Raw genomic sequence first — 17,504 nt, 5'->3', positions numbered from 1 at the left:
TATATTTAATTTATCTTATATTAATTTTTATATATTCTATTTTTATATATTATTTTCATTTGCTACTTTTTTATTTATTATTTATAAATTAACCTTATATCTATGTGTTCAGATCTATAATATTTGCTTCTTGTATATACTTATCTATTATCTCTTTTGCTATATTAAAATAACTTATACATTTATCAATTATAGCTGCATCGCTACTAACTACTCTATCTAACTTATCTAGTATTATATCTGCATTGTTAACTAATACAACATCAGTATTAAATCTCCAATTTTTTGTACAATCTAATATTTTATATTTTAAGTTGCCAGAATTAGAAACTGTAGAATCTAAATAAAATATAACTTTGCTAGCATTATATTCATTAAAAAACCTTCCAATTAAATTTAATGCTTCTTCTGTTTTATCTATGATTTTATAAGTTCCTCTAAGTCCTGCTAGATCCCTAATATTTTCATCAGTTCCTATGATTAATGTTCCTTTAGATAATGCAACTTCTAGTATTATTATCAAATTGAACCCATCTATATATATAGACCCTTCATTTATCTTATCTATTGAAAGTTTTTTAGATTCTCTTATCATTTTCTTTTTATAAGAACATACAGATCTTTTTATAGCATCCCTTTGTCTTATTGAGAATTGATATTTATTTGAAACAAAATTTACTACCGGTTCTATTTTATAATCTCTATTTATCAACCATTCTACTTCTTCTTTAGCTTTTTTTAGTTTCATCAATTCTTTATTAGAAAACCATCTTTTATCATTTTCATCAAATCCACGCCTAGATATTTTAGCCATATTATATTTTACCCCTTATTATATAAAATTCGTTTCGTTCATGTCGCCAATGTCTTTGTAAGTTGATCAAAATATCATTTATTACTTTTTATTTAATATATCTAAGTAATCAAATAAAGTAAATTTATCTTCACTAACAAAGCTACCTAGTCTATCCTTAGCCAAAGATATATACCAATCCTTATCAAGCTTATCTGGTATATCTTTATTTATAATATTACTATTATCTATAAATACTCTATCAGGAGTATAACTTATCTTCTCTAACTTATTGCCTGGCTTCATTTTCATAACAGCAAAATCTAAATTCGACTTACTGGCAAATACCCGAAGGACCTTTAATTTTATCTCTTCACTTCCATATACGACATGACTATATTTACCAGTTACCTTAATGCATTTTTGAAAATCTATAAGCTTATTAGATTTATTTATAGTAGTTTCTATATCTACACCATTAATTAATTTTTCTTTTAAAGCTTTATTAACTATAGGTAAATCATTATCTATTAAGCTTAATTTCTTTACATAAGCACCTTTACTTTTAATATTACCATCCTCTTTTATATAAATATAATTATTAACATCTTTTTGTATAATCTTCTTTATAAAATCATGTTCTAAATCCATCCTAGTTCTTTTGCACCATTTGCTACAAATATCTAAGTATTTATCTACATCTTCCTTAGAACTAAACTTAAACATAACTCCATCAGTATTGCCTTGTATAAATTCTGCACTGCTTCCAAACTCCAACTCTACCTTTTCTATAAGGTCTAATAGTAAAAGTTGTCCATTTACGCATATAGATATTCCTTGTCTAGGGTCATAAAGTTCATTATTAATATCCATACAGGCACCATAAGTGCTATTTAATACTAGTTTAAGAGATTTTTCTATAGGATTACTTTCTTTTTTAAATTTAATTCTAGTATCCCTTATTTCTTTGTACTTAGAAGGTTTTTTTACATTTCTACTAAGTAAATCATATTCTATCATTATAGAAGGATAAAAAGAGCTTACATCTGAGTTTACTATAAAGTCTTCCCCTTCATATTTTTTTCTAGCAGAGTGAAGTCCTCCCCAACCAAAATCAGTTTCAATTCCATATACATTAGTTCTTAGATATTTTTTTAAATCTCTATTATTATAATTTTCATACCAATCTTTTATATGATTATATTTACTAAGCTTTAAAGTATTGACTATATCAAATTCATTAGTATCATTCCTATCGTAATTAGGCTTTTTTGCACCTAGTATATATGCACTTAGTTGAGCTTCTGTTTTATTAAACATATCTTTATCTAAATTAAAGTATTCTATAAGCCCTAGCTGTGCTTCATATTTATAATAAATCTGTTCAAATACTTTATAAGTCATTCTTACATCATGTAAACAATAAGATGTTAACTCATCTATTTCTTTTTTTGTTGGATATCTATCTAAATCAAAAGATACACTACTTTCTCTTATATCTTCTCCCATAAATAATTCAAGCTCTTTTAAACTTCTATAACTGTCACTTATCTCAAATATATATAAAGGTATCTTGTGTAAGTTTCTATCTATTTTCCATCCTGACACTTTTCGTTCAACAAGCTTATACGATACATCACAAGGATCTATGCCTGCTATTATTGACTTTAATATCCACTGATCGTATCCTCTTATATTATATCCTACCCATACTGATTCTTTATTTTTGTTAAATACTCTTAAAAGTTCTTCTCTATTATTTATTATAATATGTTCTTTTTGCGTTTTATAATCTTTCATACAGCACATCCAAAACCCTGCTTTAGATAGTACTTCAAAGTCTATTATTATACGTCTTCTTTCTTTTGCCATTAGCTCACGCCCTAAATTATATTTTGTTATATATTATACCCAATTTTTATATACCTCTAAATGTTTACTATAAGTTTATCCTCATCTTATTTTTAAGCGTGAATAAATGCTTGTTCAAATAGTAATTAACCTTTTCTTATTTTACGATAAAAAAAACTAATTTATAACCTTTATATAATCTGTGTATACTTCTCCTTTTAAACCATTTGGTCTTACTATCTTTATTAAATAGTAATCATCATCTAATTCTTCATATTCTTTAACAAAATAATTTCCTATTAATTCATTAAATTCATTGTATTTTAAATTTTTCTTTTTAAGGTATTTTTCTAGTATTTCTAATTCTTCTTTCATTTTTCACCTCTAGTATTTACCCCTATGTATCAATTTAATATTCCTTAAAACAAATTATATATCTTATCATTATATTTTATATCCTTTATTTATCTCCAGAACTTATCACAACAATTCTTAACGTCTTCACTTTTTCTAACTCTAATATTATCTCTCCAATCAGATGAAAATAAACTTTGATACCTTCTTTGCTAATACCTATTGTCTAAGAGAAGTATTACTCATTTATCTCTATTAGTTCTTATACATCTTCTAGCTCCTTGAAGTACCTTAGTCATATAATCCATAATTCTTTGCTTGCTCTAAATATAGTGGATTTGTATTTTCATCTATTCTACCTTCTACTATTATGTCTAAACCTTCATATATAAAAGCATGCTTTATAGGTACTTCTGGTGTATAGTTTTCGCCATATAATTTTTTAACCCTTTTGTTCCCTCTAATTCCTTCTATTGCTTTTTCTCAACCTAACTATCTATTATCTATACTTCCTCGCCTCATTATAAATCCAACTAAGTTTCTTAGTGATATCTTTATATTATTCATATTAGTTTTCTTTTTATTAAAAAAATACCCTACATTATAGACTTATTATCTATAACATAGAGTATTTATATTAACTATTTTTTTTCATGTATTCTATAGCCTTTAATGTACCCATCTTAGAATGGTCAAATGTAAGTCCACCTTGGAAATATACATTATATGGAGGCTTTATAGGAGCATCTGCACTTAATTCTATAGAAGAACCTTGTATAAATGCACCTGCTGCCATTATAACATCGCTATCATATCCTGGCATTGCCCAAGGTACTGGCTTAACATATGAATCAACTGGTGCCGCTGCTTGTATTCCTTGACAGAATGCTATAACCTCATCAGCATTTTTAAGTCTAACTATTTGTATTATATCACTTCTTGGATCATCATACTTTGGAAGAACTTCATATCCTAACTTTTCAAACATTCTAGCACAGTATATTGCACCCATAACAGCTTGGCTAACTACATATGGAGCCATAAAGAATCCTTGAAGTACAGTTCTACTAGTACCAAATGTTAATCCACATTCTTTACCTATACCAGGAGAAGTTAATCTATATGATATAAGTTCTACTAAGTCTTTTCTTCCTACTATATATCCACCTGTTAGAGCAAGTCCACCACCTGGATTTTTTATAAGTGATCCTGCCATTATATCAGCACCTACATCTGTTGGCTCTTTAGTTTCTATAAATTCCCCATAACAGTTATCAACCATAACTATTACTTCAGGCTTTACACTTCTTACAGTATCTATTATCTCTTTTATATCTTCTATTGTTAAAGATTTTCTCCAAGAATATCCTTTAGACCTTTGTATCATTACAAGTTTAGTTTTATCATTTACCTTTTCTTTAATTCCTTCTAAGTCAACATTTCCATCTTCTAAGAAATCTACTTGGTTATAAGTTACTCCAAACTCTTTTAAAGAACCTTTTTCTTCTCTTATACCTATTACACCTTCTAATGTATCATATGGTTTCCCAGTAACTGATAATATCTCATCACCTGGTCTAACTATACCTTGTAAGCAAAGAGTTAGTGCATGAGTTCCATTAACTATTATAGGTCTAACTATTGCATCTTCTGCATTAAATACACTTGCATATATTTCTTCTATTTTTTCACGTCCAATATCATTGTATCCATACCCAGTTGTCCAGTTAAAGTGATTATCACTTAAGTTGGCTTCCTGCATTGCTTTTAATACTTTATATTGATTATATTCTCTTATTTTTTTTATTTCTTCAAATCTTGGTTCTATCTCTTTTATAACTTCTTCAGATAAGTTGAATGTTTCATCATCTAATCCGTAGAAACTTTGTAATAATTCTTTTGTTTCCTTTAGCATATTTTCCACCTGTCTTATTTATTTTAACAATCAAATTTTATCATATTGAATTTTTTAATGCAAATTAAAAAGTAAATTCACTAATATCTTCAAAAATATTTTTTATTTATAATTAAATAAAAAAGGCTAACACATGTTAGCCTTTTATCTATCTAAGTTTATTTTTGCATATTTGGATTCTGTAAATTAATAGGTCTTGCAGGTATTATAGTTGATACCGCATGCTTATATATCATATTTTGTTGCTTGTTCTCGCCTTCTAATAATATTATATAACTATCAAACCCCTTAACTAAACCTTTTACTTGAACTCCATTCATTAAAAATATAGTTACAGGTGTTTTATCTTTTCTAGCATTATTTAAAAACATATCCTGTAAATTTAATACGGCATTTTTCATTTGTATATATCCTCCCGAGATCTTAATTAAATTTTAAAGATTAATATATTTTAATTTATTTTATACTATTCCTCTATACTCTATTTTATACAAGTTGTAATCTTTTTTCAATATAGTTATTTACTTCTTTTTCCAATTCTTTTTTATCACTATATTCATCTAGATTAAACCATTTCGCATCTTTATACCTTCTAAACCATGTTAATTGACGTTTTGCATATCTTCTAGAATCTCTTTTTATAATTTCTACTGCTTCGTCAAGAGTGTACTCTCCATCTAAATACTTTATTATCTCTTTGTAACCAATTCCTTGCATAGATATCATATCCTTAGTATATCCCATAGATAAAAGATTTTTAACCTCATCTATAAGTCCACAATCCATCATTATATCTACTCTTTTGTTTATTCTTTCATATAAATGTTCTCTTTCTCTATTTAGAACTATTATTATCGGTTCATATTTTTCATTAAATCTTAAGTCATTAGAAAAATCATTCATTTTTTCTCCGCTAAGACATACTTCTAATGCTCTTATAACTCTTTTTGTATTATTTTTGTGTATTCTATCCGCCGCATCACTATCTAGTTCTTTTAGTTTTTGATGCATATAATCTATTCCATTTTCTTTTAATTCTTGCTGTAATTTATCTCTTAATTCGTTGTTTGCATCAGATTTTGCAAAATCCATATTGTATATTAATGAGTTTAGATATAATCCCGTACCACCAGTTACTAAAATATTTTTACCTTCTTGATGTATTTTTTCTATATATTTGTTTGCTCGACTTTGAAATTCCGACACCGAAAAAGCATAGTTAGGTTTTACTTCATCTATCAAATAATGAGTTACACCGTTCATTTCCTCTTTAGTTACCTTCGCACTTCCTATATCCATATACTCATATATTTGCATAGAATCTGCTGAAATAATATCAGCATCTAAGGACTTTGCTAAATTTATTGATAATTCTGTTTTACCAACAGCTGTTGGTCCTGTAAGTATTATAAGTGGAATCTTTTTCATAATTACCTTCCTATCTACATAATTCTTTTGAACATTTTTTCTATTTCTTTTTTAGAAATCTCTACTAATACTGGTCTACCATGAGGACAAGTAAAAGGATTTTCACAAGCTTCCATCTGACTAAATAAGCTATTTATTTCTACATTTTTTATCTTATCATTAGCTTTTATAGCTGATCTACAAGCCATTGATGCAAACTTTTCTCCTTTTAGTTCATAGTTATTATTTATATCTTCTATATTGTCTATTATTTGTAGTATAAATTTCTCACTTTCAGGGACTCCAAATACAGTTGGTACACATCTTATCATTATATGATTATTACCAAAGATTTCAATTTCAAACCCAAATTTCATAAATAATTCCAAGTTTTTCTCTACCTGAAGCATATCTACATTTGATAACTCTAATATTATTGGATCTAGTAACATTTGCATACTTATATCACTTTTATAAAACTTGTCCATATACCTTTCGTATAAGACCTTTTCATGTGCTGCATGTTGATCTAGCAAATACATAGAATTTCCTTTGGACATTACTATATAAGTATCAAATATAGTTCCTAATACTTTGTATTCACTTAAAGAGAATTTACTTTTTTCCTCTTTAAAAAATCCTTCTTGAATACTTTCACTATCACTTGTTATAGATAAATCATTTATATTAGTAGTGTTTAATATATTGTTTTCTAAACTTTTTTGTAAGCTATCATTTTTATCTTCATCTAACTTACTTATTTCCTCTATAGAAAATGTTTTGTCTAAATTTATCTTTCCTTCTATTAAAAATTCATTATTTGAATCCTTAGTTAATTTAATATCGTCATCTATATAAATTTTAGGTGTATTTTCTTTTATAACATCCTCTTTAGTACTTTCTTCGTTGTATAAAATATTTTTGTTTTCATGTGAAACATTTATATTTTTGTCGTTTGATGTTTTACTTTTTAATACATCATCTAATCCTAAAAAATTATCTATAGGTTTTTGACTGTCTAATTCTACTACCTCTATCTTATCCATAGCTATATCATCTAAATTAACTTTGCCTTCTTTTTTATTTAGTATACTACTTTTATTATCTACTGCATTAATTTTGTCTAAATTATTTATACTATCGCTAGCTTCATATTTTCCTATTAAATGATTGTTAAGTAATGTTCTTCTTATTAAATCTCTAAGTTCTATATATACTTCTTTTTCATTTTCAAACTTTACCTCAAGTTTTGTTGGATGTATATTAACATCTATACTACCTGGATTAATTTTTATATCTAAAAAGCATACAGCATGTTTATTTATAGGTATTATACCTTTATAAGCTTCATTTATAGCATCTAATATAATTTTACTTTTAACAAATCTATTGTTTATATATATATGCTGAAGGTTTTTATTTGAACGATACACATTATTATCTCCAACATAACCTTTTATTTCAAAGTTATCACTTTTATATTTAAGCTTAACTAAATTTTCACATACATCTTTTCCATATATACTTCTTATGGCGCTAATTAATCTATTATCTCCAGGTGTATTTAACATAGGTTTGTTGTTATTTATATATTTAAATTGAATATTAGGATTTCCTATAGCTAATTTGTTTATTAAATCACTTATATTTATAGTTTCAGCATGATTTGATTTTAAGAACTTTTGTCTAGCTGGAGTATTAAAGAATATATCTTTTATTATGATAGTAGTTCCATTAGAACATCCTACTGGTTCCTTAGATATAATCTTTCCACCCTCAACTATAACCTTGGTTCCTATTGATTCTTCCTTAGTTTTTGTTATCATTTCAAGCTTACTTACCGCACTTATAGATGCTAGTGCCTCTCCTCTAAAACCTAGGGAATATAAGTCATATAAATCATCAATTTTCTCAATTTTGCTTGTTGCATGTCTTAAAAATGACTTATCAACTTCACTAGAGGCTATACCACAACCATTATCAGTTATTCTTATTAACTTTTTACCACCGTCAATAATCTCAACTATTACTTTAGTACTTCCTGCATCTATACTATTTTCAACTAATTCCTTAACAACAGAAGATGGTCTTTCAACCACTTCTCCTGCTGCTATTTTATTTATAGTTAAATCGTCTAAGATGTTAATTCTATTCATATTTATTCCTCCCTTATCAAACCTTTAGTTTAGTAAGGTAATTATTTAAGTGAATCCTTAGCTTTTCGTTGGAGCATATATATAGTATTCATAGCATCTAGTGGAGTCATATTTAATATGTCTATATTTGCTATTTCATCTAGTAAAGATGTTTGCCCCAGATTATCAAATGATACCTGAGATATTGCAACTTCTTTTACCCTGTTATTACTATTTATTTTTCTATTTAATTCTTCATTTTCCTTATCTAGATTATTATAACTATTTTGTAAAGATATATGGTCTCTATCTAACTCTTCATATTTATACTTTAATATATTATATTCGTCTTCTAATTTATTTACCTCAGTTCTTAATGATTCAAGTTCTAACTCTTTTGAAGAATCTATATTAACCTCTGCTTTACTTAAAGCATCCTCTAATTCTTGAGATATTGCAACTTCTTTTATCATGTTACTACTATTTATTTTTCTATTTAATTCTTCGTTTTCTTTATCTAGATTATTATAACTATTTTGTAAAGATATATAGTCCCTATTTAGCTCTTCATATTTATACTTTAATATATTGTATTTGTCTTCTAATCTACCTATATCAATACTATCACTTAAAACTAAATTCTTTTCATTGTTTATAGTTACACTTTCATACATATGATTTTTTTCTAAATCACTAAGTATTTCTTTAGCTCTAGCTATAACTAAATCTGGTAACTTTGCAAGTTCAGCAACATATATCCCATAACTCTTATCAGCGCCTTGTGGTACTATTTTTCTTAAAAATATTATATTGTCATTATCTTCTTTAACAGCTATAGAATAATTCTTGACATCACTAAACTCATTTTCTAAATCTGTTAATTCATGATAATGTGTTGCAAATAGTGTTTTACATTTTATATTATTTTGAATGTATTCAACTATTGACCAAGCTAAACTTATACCGTCATAAGTACTTGTTCCTCTTCCTATTTCATCAAGTATAACTAAACTTTTTTCTGTAGCATTTTTAAGTATATGAGATACTTCACTCATTTCTACCATAAATGTAGATTGCCCTTGACTTAAATCATCACTAGCACCAACTCTAGTAAATATTCTATCCATTATAGGAATTTCAGCAAACTCTGCTGGTACAAATGAACCAATATGTGCCATTAAAGCTATTATTGCAGTTTGTCTCATATATGTAGACTTACCTGCCATATTTGGCCCTGTTATTATATTTATTATATTTTCACCAGTATTTAAATAAGTATCATTTGGTACGAAGTTTTCTTCTCCTACTAAGTTTTCAACTACAGGGTGACGACCATTTTTTATATCTAGTTTATTGTTGTCACTTATAGTTGGCTTAACGTAGTTGTTAATATATGCCACAGTAGCAAGTGACACAAATACGTCTATATTTGCTATTGTTTTAGCAGTTTTTTGTATTCTATCTATATTTTCATATATGTTATTTCTTATATTTACAAATATCTCATACTCTAAAGACTTTATCTTTTCTTCAGCATTTAATATCTTATCTTCTATTTCTTTAAGTTCTGGAGTTATAAATCTTTCTGCATTACTTAAAGTTTGCTTTCTTATATAGCTCTCATCTATATTAGCAGTAGCTAAGCTAGCTTTAGTTATTTCTATAAAATATCCAAATACCTTGTTAAATCCAATTTTAAGTGATTTAACACCAAGCTTTTCTTTTTCTCTATTTTCAATTTCTTTTATTAAAAATGCTCCATTTTTAGATATATCACGAAGCTCTTTTAATTCATCATTAAACTCAGATTTTATTATGTTTCCTTCTTTTAAATTTATACCTGGGTCTTCTTTTATAGCTTCTTCTATAAGGTTATATATATCATCTAATATATCCATATTAGCTATATATTTTTTAAGTATACTTGCACTAGAATCATTTATAGTTTCTCTAAGCTTTGGAAGATTTTCTATAGAATTTTTAAGGTGTATTAGTTCCTTTGGAGTAACTCTTTCAAAGGCAATTTTCCCACATATTCTTTCTATATCGTATACAGTTTTAAGTATTTCATTTAAATCTTCTCTTAACATAAAATCTTCTTTGATTTCTTCTATAACATCAAGTCTTCTCTTTATACGCTCTTTATTAACTAATGGTTCTTCTACATATTTTCTAAGAAGTCTCCCTCCCATAGCAGTAGATGTTTTGTCTAATACATGTAAAAGTGAACCTTTTTTCTTATTTGCTCTTATAGTTTGAGTAAGTTCTAAGTTTACTCTTGTAAACATGTCTAATACCATATATTCACTACTATTATATATGTTTATATTATTAATATTTGATGTTACTTGCTTTTGAGTGTTGTATATATAGTTAAGTAATATTGATAAAGAAGACTTTATAAGTCCATTATCATCAAAGTTTAATCTTTGAAGGTATGCCTCTGTGAAGTATTCTTTAAGTATTTCAGCATCTAGGTAGTTATTATCAAAGTTTTCATTTATATATATATTACTAACTGTTGCTATGTTTTTTAGTTTCTCTATAAAATCTAAATCATTTAATATAATTTCAGTTGGGTGAACTTTTGCTATTTCTTCTATAACTTTCTCTTCTTTTAAGAAAGTGGCATTTACTTCACCTGTACTTATATCAACATAAGTAAGACCTATATTATCATTGTTTTTATATAAACTCATTAAGTAGTTATTTTTCTTATTTTCAAGTAAGCTTCCATCAAGTACTGTCCCTGGCGTTACTACTCTTATAACATCTCTTTTAACTATTCCCTTGACGCTAGCTGGGTCTTCTAATTGCTCACCTATAGCTACTTTATATCCATTTTCTACTAACTTTGATATATATGCATTTGCAGAATGGAAAGGTACCCCACACATTGGTGCTCTTTCTTCTAATCCGCAAGATTTTCCTGTTAGTGCAATTTCAAGTGTTTTTGAAGCAACTATTGCATCTTCAAAGAACATTTCATAAAAATCTCCTAATCTAAAAAACAATATACAATCAGGATATCTATCTTTAACTTCAAAATATTGTTTCATCATAGGAGTTAGTTTATTTCTGTCTATATTCATATTTGCCTCCTTATGTTTTATGCTAATGTTTATTTTAAGACTTCGTAAGTTTAAATATTTAATCTTTAACTTTAATCTAATTATTTATTATACCATAACTGAAAATTGTTATTAAGTTAATAATAAAAAAGAACTAGCAAAATTTATGTCAGTTCTTTTTTATTAAATCTATTTTAACTCTACAGTTATTGCTTTATCATAAAAAAGATTAGTCAAATTGACTAATCTTTTAAAGCCCTAATATTATTCCGGCTACTGCTCCTATTAAAATAAATATAGCCGGGTGTTTTTTAGATTTTCTAGATAATATAAATATACCTATAGCTAATATTAAAGCTTTGTAGTCAAATATATATAATATATTTTTACTTTCAACAAAATTACTTACAGTTATTATAGATAACTTTAATATTTCAAATAAAGCTACTGCTATAAGTCCAGTTACTGCGGGTCTTAATCCATAAAATATAGATGTAACTATAGTATTTTCTTTAAATTTATTTAAAAAGTTAGCTATTATAATTATTATTATAAATGATGGAAGTACAAGTCCTGTTGTTGCAACTAAAGAACCTATAATACCTTTAGCATTATATCCAGCAAATGTTGCCATATTTATTCCCATAGGCCCTGGTGTTGATTGGCTAACTGCCACCATGTCAGCTAACATTGATTTATCAAACCAATTATATTTACTTGCTATATCACTTAAAAACGGGAGTGTTGCAAGTCCACCACCTACTGCAAATAGTCCAGTTTTAAAAAATTCAAAGAATAACTGTATATATGTAATCATTTTTCATCTCTCCTATATTTAAAGGCTATACCAAATACTGCCGCCCCTACTACTATATAAATAGGAGAAACATAGAAAAATGCACCTAGTATAACGGTTGATAAAAATATTATAGTTCCTATATTATCTTTAACTGAGTTTTTATACAGCTTACAAACTGCATTAAATATCAAAACACTTACTGCTACCCTTATGCCACCTAATGCATGCTGTACAATTTTATAATTAGAAAAATTCTTAAGAGTTGATGCTATTAATATAATTATAACTAGTGATGGGAATACCATTCCTATTGTAGCAAAAGCTGCTCCTAATATACCTTTTGTTTTATATCCTACAAATGTTGCAACATTTATTGCTATTACACCTGGTGTAGCTTGCCCTACTGCGTAGTAATCTAATAGTTCTTCATTTGTAACCCAATTTTTATTATCTACTATTTCTTTTTCTAACATAGGAAGCATTGCATAACCACCTCCAAATGTTAATCCACCGATCCTTGCAAAAGTTTTAAATAAATCAAGTAACTCTTTCATATCGTCTCCTTATTATTTCTACCATATATGTATATATTACTATTTTGTATTGTAAAAATCTATATCTTAAATTTTTAATACAAAATAGTAATATAAATCATAAAAAAACAACCCTATTTTTTAGGGTTGTTTTTTTAATTATTTTGAATGTATAACTCTTTTAGCTATATTAGTTGAATGATCTGCTATTCTTTCTAAATTACTTAATAAATCTAAGTAAACTATACCAGAGTCTATTTTGCATAGATTTTTATTTAATCTTTCCATGTGACTTGATCTAAATGATTTCTCCATACAATCAACTTCTTCTTCTAAGCCTAGTACCTCTTTTGCTAGTTCTTTATTATCTTCTTTCATAGCTTGAAGAGATAATGTATATACTTTTGTAACTTTTTCATAAATATATGCTATTTCATCTTTTGCTTCTTTTGATAAATTAGCATTTGAATTTATAAGATCTTGTGCTAGTTCAGCCATATTTTCAGAATGATCACTAACTCTTTCTATATCATTTACTGTATTAAATAAAAAGTCAACTTGCTCTATTAATTTATCATCTAAAGATTTCTTAGATAATTTCACTAAATAATCTATAAGCTTCTTTTGTAATTGATTTACTATGTCTTCTTTATCAAAAGTTTTTTGAATATCTTCTTGTGAATTTTCTCTAATAGCTTTTATTGAACACTCTAATGTTTCATTGGCTTTTCTTCCCATTCTTAAGGTTTCTTTTACAACATTTCCTAATGCTATTGATGGAGTTTCTAGCATTCGCTCATCTAAAAACTTAGTTGCTCTTTCATCATATTCTTCATCACCATTATCAGGTATAAGCTTCATCACTATCTTAACTATGTACTTAGAAAATGGTAATAATATTATTACATTTATTATATTAAATAAAGTATGAGAGTTTGCTATTTGTCTTGATATATCTGTTGGATCTAAATGTGTAACTATCATACTTATTGGTTTGTTAAGTACTATCATAAATAATATTGTTCCTATTACATTAAATGTTAAGTGCATAACTGCAGCTCTTTTTGCATTTTTGTTAGTTCCTATACTTGATATTAAAGATGTTGTACAACTTCCTATATTATCTCCGTATAATATTGGTAATGCTCCAGAAAGTGGCATTAATCCTTGTGATGCTAACGCTATTAATATTCCCATTGATGCACTTGAACTTTGTAAACAAGTTGTCATAGCAAAACCAGCAAGTAAAGCTATTACTGGATGACTTGCAAGACCTTGCAGCATATTTCTAAATGCTTCAATTTTAGATAAAGGTGCCACAGCCTCTTTCATAAATTCCATACCTATAAATAATATAGCAAAACCTATTAATATTTCTGATATATTTTTTAGATTTGGCTTTGATTTAGATCCTATCATATATAATATAATTCCTACCCCAAGGGCTAATGATGATATTATACTTGCATCAAATGATACTAACTGAGCTGTTACTGTAGTACCTATATTTGCACCCATTATAACACCTATTGCTTGGTATAAACTCATTATACCTGCATTTACAAAACCAACTACCATTACAGTAGTAGCTCCACTACTTTGTATAATTCCTGTAACAACGGCACCAACTAAAACACCCATTACTACATTACTAGTTAAAAGTTCGATAGCTTTTTCAAGCTTAGGTCCAGTAGATTTTTGAAGACCTTCTCCCATTAAGTTCATTCCATATAAGAAAAGTCCTAAACCTCCAATAAGGTTTATGAATATGCTCACTGTCTATTCCTCCTCAGAAAATTATGGTTATTTTTCTTACTTTTTTGTCACCTCTTTATCTTATCAGAATTTTCGACATGTTTTGTTAATTTTATGTTAAATTTTTTACATTTCTTTAACTTTTTAAATATTTTTTATATTTAAATAATCATAAAAAGATATAGTTAAAAACTATATCTTTTTACTTGTACAAAATATAATTATACTAATGATATATCTAATATACCATAGTTATTATCTACGACATTCTCATTTTGTATGTACTTTATTTTATTTTTAAATATAGGTCCATCAACTACAAAAGTATGATACTCTCCATTTTCTCCACAAGGATCACTTCCTAAATCCTTTATTCTTTTAACTACATCTTTATTTAAAGTTTGTCCTAATAAATCAATTGGTAAATATTTTAAGTTAACTATTTTTATAACAGTTTCAAATCCTTCGTTTATAAATTCATAAACTAAAGCTTCTCTGTCTTCTTGCCAAAGTGGAAGTTCACACTTTATATTAGCTTCACTGCATCTATCTTCACACCATTTTCTGTGATCTACTATATCTATATCCCCAAATACACAAATTTTAGCTCCCATATCCTTGGCTTTTAAAAGTGTTTTTGTAAATTCTTTTTCATAATTATTCATGTCACATTCTACTATTAATAATGGTATATCTAAAGACTTACTTACTTTATATAATAAATCTTTTTTTATACTATGTGTAAATGAACTATCTTTGCCTTTTTTAAAGGTTACAAGTAAACCCACGGGCTCATAACCCCTTTTTATCATTCTATATAATGCTAGAGTACTATCTTTTCCCCCGCTAAATGACATTACAAATTTCTCTCCCATACACGTTCTCCTTTTATCTGATTTTTTATGACACTATATATTAATTATATAAAAAGTCATTTTATGTATCAACTCAAAAGTAAATTTACAAAAATAAAGCCTACAATATATGTAGACTTTATTTTTATTTACTAATATCCTTACCTTTAAATGTTTTGTATGAGTGCATAAATTCTCTTGTGTTAAATATGTACTTTCCTCCTATTTGAGTGTAATAATTATTAGCAGAATCATATATTTCTTTAACTTTTTGTGTAAGGTTTTTATTGTAATATCTAAGTTCTTTGAATTCTTTTTTTAATTTATCTGCTGTCATCCATACTTTATTGGAAGTTATATCTGCTAGTCTTATATTTTCAAATTTTAAAGAGTTTTGTTGTGAATATACATAAAGTTCGGCTAGTATTTCTTGAAGATTTTCATTGGTAAGATCTGCCTTTAACTTTTTATAAATTATAGCTCCCATAGAATCAATACCTTTTTCTTCTAATCTTTCTTGATTTATAAGGGCATTTAATGGTTGCCTTTTTATATATACATAAGATTTCTCTTCTAGTATATATTCACCTCTTACATACTTTGCAGGTCTATATATAACAAGTATTGGAGCATATTGTCCACCTATTTCATGTTCATTTAAATCTATTATCTCATCTCTACTTTTTACCTTATATTCATTAGATATAGTCCCATATCTAGATCTATCTCTAAGGGAATACATATGAGAATCCTCTATATGTTTAATTATTTCATTTATGTATAACTTGTCTACTACACCCATATCGTGTGAATTATTTACATAATTACTTGCTAATTCATCTTTGATAGAATTTATATCATCTACACTTATAGAAAAACATGCACAAAGCTTTTTTAATTTATCTTCTATATTACTTAAATCTATGTCAGTATAAGCAAGTACATCTTCTAATTTTTCTTCACTTTTTAATTTTATAATATCATTTAATATCTGTGTATCGTTTTTAGCACTATTTTTATCAAATAGATATCTATTTATATCAGATTTTAAGTTATTTATACTTGACTGTATTTTTATATAATCACCTAATAGATGTGTATTATTATTTATTATATCTTTTGGTATGCTTATGTATCTTTCATCTTCTTTTACATATATATTTATGTCATTTCTTGTGATGTCTTCTAACATTTTAATCTCCTTACTAATTATAGTTTAAAGTCATATATAATTATAACATGAATTTTATCTTATAGTTAGTTTTTAAATTTAAAAATTAACTAGCTTATATAAGCATATATTTTTAGTTGATGTTTCTATTATTTTACTAATTAGCTATTATTTAAATTGTATTTTGCTATAATTTTTTATAATTCATATTATAATAGTATTATGACATTAACAAGGAGGACTTTATGATTTACAATTTTAAAGAAAAATTTAAAAACTATAAGGCATATATAAACGGACATGAAAATATGAAAAAAGCATCTGTGTTAATTCCAATAGTAAAAAAAGATAATAAGCACTATATCTTATTTGAAGTTAGATCTAAAAATTTAAAAACACAACCTAATGAAATATGTTTCCCTGGTGGTAAAATAGAGCTTGGGGAATTACCTATAGATACGGCTATAAGGGAGACATGTGAAGAGCTTGGAACAACTTATAATAATATTGATATTATTTGTGAATTAGATTTACTAGTTACTCCATCAAACTTAATAATACATCCATTTTTAGGATATATAAATGATATAGATAATTTTAGTATAAATACTTCTGAGGTAGATCACATATTCTTAGTTCCTATATCATATTTACTAGAAAGTGTACCAAATATTTATAATAGCGATGTTAAAACTATACCAAGTTCAGATTTTCCATTTGATAAAATTCCTAATAAAGAAAATTATAAATTTGATACAGGTAATTATTCTGTTTTATTTTATTCTTATAAAAATTATACAATTTGGGGTATAACAGCAAAAATACTAGAAAACTTTTTATCTATAATATCTAATTAGAAGTGTTAA

At 26.5% G+C, this 17,504-nt stretch carries 14 protein-coding genes; 1 reads left to right on the top strand and 13 read right to left on the bottom strand.

The window, feature by feature from the left end; all coding sequences use genetic code 11:
• Nucleotides 1-100: 100 nt before the first annotated feature.
• The 13 genes from ABHC41_RS03985 to ABHC41_RS03925 all read right to left on the bottom strand — a co-directional run bounded on the left by ABHC41_RS03985 (nt 101) and on the right by ABHC41_RS03925 (nt 16,659).
• Nucleotides 101-814 (bottom strand): DUF434 domain-containing protein, encoded by a 714-nt coding sequence (locus tag ABHC41_RS03985; RefSeq protein WP_271893498.1) that lies wholly within the window; start codon nt 812-814, stop codon nt 101-103.
• Between the two features lie 81 nt (nt 815-895).
• Nucleotides 896-2,665 (bottom strand): hypothetical protein, encoded by a 1,770-nt coding sequence (locus ABHC41_RS03980; RefSeq protein WP_271893497.1) that lies wholly within the window; start codon nt 2,663-2,665, stop codon nt 896-898.
• A gap of 156 nt (nt 2,666-2,821) precedes the next feature.
• The gene (locus ABHC41_RS03975) at nt 2,822-3,019 is read right to left on the bottom strand and encodes a hypothetical protein (RefSeq protein ID WP_092925443.1); all 198 of its coding nucleotides are present in this window, start codon (nt 3,017-3,019) and stop codon (nt 2,822-2,824) included.
• 616 nt (nt 3,020-3,635) lie between these two features.
• The gene (locus tag ABHC41_RS03970) at nt 3,636-4,913 is read right to left on the bottom strand and encodes a methionine gamma-lyase family protein (RefSeq protein WP_092925439.1); all 1,278 of its coding nucleotides are present in this window, start codon (nt 4,911-4,913) and stop codon (nt 3,636-3,638) included.
• Between the two features lie 158 nt (nt 4,914-5,071).
• Nucleotides 5,072-5,314, bottom strand: a complete 243-nt coding sequence (gene hfq, locus ABHC41_RS03965; protein ID WP_092925437.1) for an RNA chaperone Hfq — start codon at nt 5,312-5,314, stop codon at nt 5,072-5,074.
• A gap of 85 nt (nt 5,315-5,399) precedes the next feature.
• Nucleotides 5,400-6,341, bottom strand: coding sequence for a tRNA (adenosine(37)-N6)-dimethylallyltransferase MiaA (gene miaA / locus ABHC41_RS03960; protein ID WP_195238164.1), 942 nt, complete (start codon nt 6,339-6,341; stop codon nt 5,400-5,402).
• 14 nt (nt 6,342-6,355) lie between these two features.
• On the bottom strand, nt 6,356-8,476 hold the full coding sequence (gene mutL, locus ABHC41_RS03955) for a DNA mismatch repair endonuclease MutL (RefSeq protein WP_166505557.1): 2,121 nt from the start codon (nt 8,474-8,476) through the stop codon (nt 6,356-6,358).
• A 41-nt stretch (nt 8,477-8,517) separates the two neighbouring features.
• Nucleotides 8,518-11,547, bottom strand: coding sequence for a DNA mismatch repair protein MutS (gene mutS, locus ABHC41_RS03950; protein WP_271893491.1), 3,030 nt, complete (start codon nt 11,545-11,547; stop codon nt 8,518-8,520).
• 229 nt (nt 11,548-11,776) lie between these two features.
• Complete coding sequence (locus tag ABHC41_RS03945) at nt 11,777-12,343, bottom strand: chromate transporter (RefSeq protein WP_207733573.1); 567 nt, start codon at nt 12,341-12,343, stop codon at nt 11,777-11,779.
• On the bottom strand, nt 12,340-12,879 hold the full coding sequence (locus ABHC41_RS03940; protein WP_092925428.1) for a chromate transporter: 540 nt from the start codon (nt 12,877-12,879) through the stop codon (nt 12,340-12,342). Before ABHC41_RS03940 ends, ABHC41_RS03945 begins: the two co-directional genes overlap by 4 nt.
• A gap of 138 nt (nt 12,880-13,017) precedes the next feature.
• Complete coding sequence (locus ABHC41_RS03935) at nt 13,018-14,634, bottom strand: Na/Pi cotransporter family protein (RefSeq protein WP_092925426.1); 1,617 nt, start codon at nt 14,632-14,634, stop codon at nt 13,018-13,020.
• 200 nt (nt 14,635-14,834) lie between these two features.
• The gene (locus ABHC41_RS03930) at nt 14,835-15,488 is read right to left on the bottom strand and encodes a diphthine--ammonia ligase (protein WP_092925424.1); all 654 of its coding nucleotides are present in this window, start codon (nt 15,486-15,488) and stop codon (nt 14,835-14,837) included.
• 124 nt (nt 15,489-15,612) lie between these two features.
• Nucleotides 15,613-16,659, bottom strand: coding sequence for a hypothetical protein (locus ABHC41_RS03925; protein ID WP_092925422.1), 1,047 nt, complete (start codon nt 16,657-16,659; stop codon nt 15,613-15,615).
• A 224-nt stretch (nt 16,660-16,883) separates the two neighbouring features.
• On the opposite strand from ABHC41_RS03925, the gene ABHC41_RS03920 reads away from it, so the two are divergent.
• Nucleotides 16,884-17,495, top strand: coding sequence for a CoA pyrophosphatase (locus ABHC41_RS03920; protein ID WP_166505561.1), 612 nt, complete (start codon nt 16,884-16,886; stop codon nt 17,493-17,495).
• Nucleotides 17,496-17,504 lie beyond the last annotated feature (9 nt).

This window comes from Romboutsia sp. 1001216sp1, assembly GCF_039841805.1.
Taxonomy (GTDB): domain Bacteria; phylum Bacillota; class Clostridia; order Peptostreptococcales; family Peptostreptococcaceae; genus Romboutsia_C; species Romboutsia_C hominis.
Note: the sequence above shows the minus strand (reverse complement) of the source record. Positions and strands in the feature narration are given on the sequence as shown.

Coding starts and splice junctions, on each gene's coding strand:
- ABHC41_RS03985 (WP_271893498.1), bottom strand. CDS start 814: ATGGCTAAAATATCTAGGCGTGGATTTGATGAAAATGATAAAAGATGG.
- ABHC41_RS03980 (WP_271893497.1), bottom strand. CDS start 2,665: ATGGCAAAAGAAAGAAGACGTATAATAATAGACTTTGAAGTACTATCT.
- ABHC41_RS03975 (WP_092925443.1), bottom strand. CDS start 3,019: ATGAAAGAAGAATTAGAAATACTAGAAAAATACCTTAAAAAGAAAAAT.
- ABHC41_RS03970 (WP_092925439.1), bottom strand. CDS start 4,913: ATGCTAAAGGAAACAAAAGAATTATTACAAAGTTTCTACGGATTAGAT.
- hfq (WP_092925437.1), bottom strand. CDS start 5,314: ATGAAAAATGCCGTATTAAATTTACAGGATATGTTTTTAAATAATGCT.
- miaA (WP_195238164.1), bottom strand. CDS start 6,341: ATGAAAAAGATTCCACTTATAATACTTACAGGACCAACAGCTGTTGGT.
- mutL (WP_166505557.1), bottom strand. CDS start 8,476: ATGAATAGAATTAACATCTTAGACGATTTAACTATAAATAAAATAGCA.
- mutS (WP_271893491.1), bottom strand. CDS start 11,547: ATGAATATAGACAGAAATAAACTAACTCCTATGATGAAACAATATTTT.
- ABHC41_RS03945 (WP_207733573.1), bottom strand. CDS start 12,343: ATGATTACATATATACAGTTATTCTTTGAATTTTTTAAAACTGGACTA.
- ABHC41_RS03940 (WP_092925428.1), bottom strand. CDS start 12,879: ATGAAAGAGTTACTTGATTTATTTAAAACTTTTGCAAGGATCGGTGGA.
- ABHC41_RS03930 (WP_092925424.1), bottom strand. CDS start 15,488: ATGGGAGAGAAATTTGTAATGTCATTTAGCGGGGGAAAAGATAGTACT.
- ABHC41_RS03925 (WP_092925422.1), bottom strand. CDS start 16,659: ATGTTAGAAGACATCACAAGAAATGACATAAATATATATGTAAAAGAA.
- ABHC41_RS03920 (WP_166505561.1), top strand. CDS start 16,884: ATGATTTACAATTTTAAAGAAAAATTTAAAAACTATAAGGCATATATA.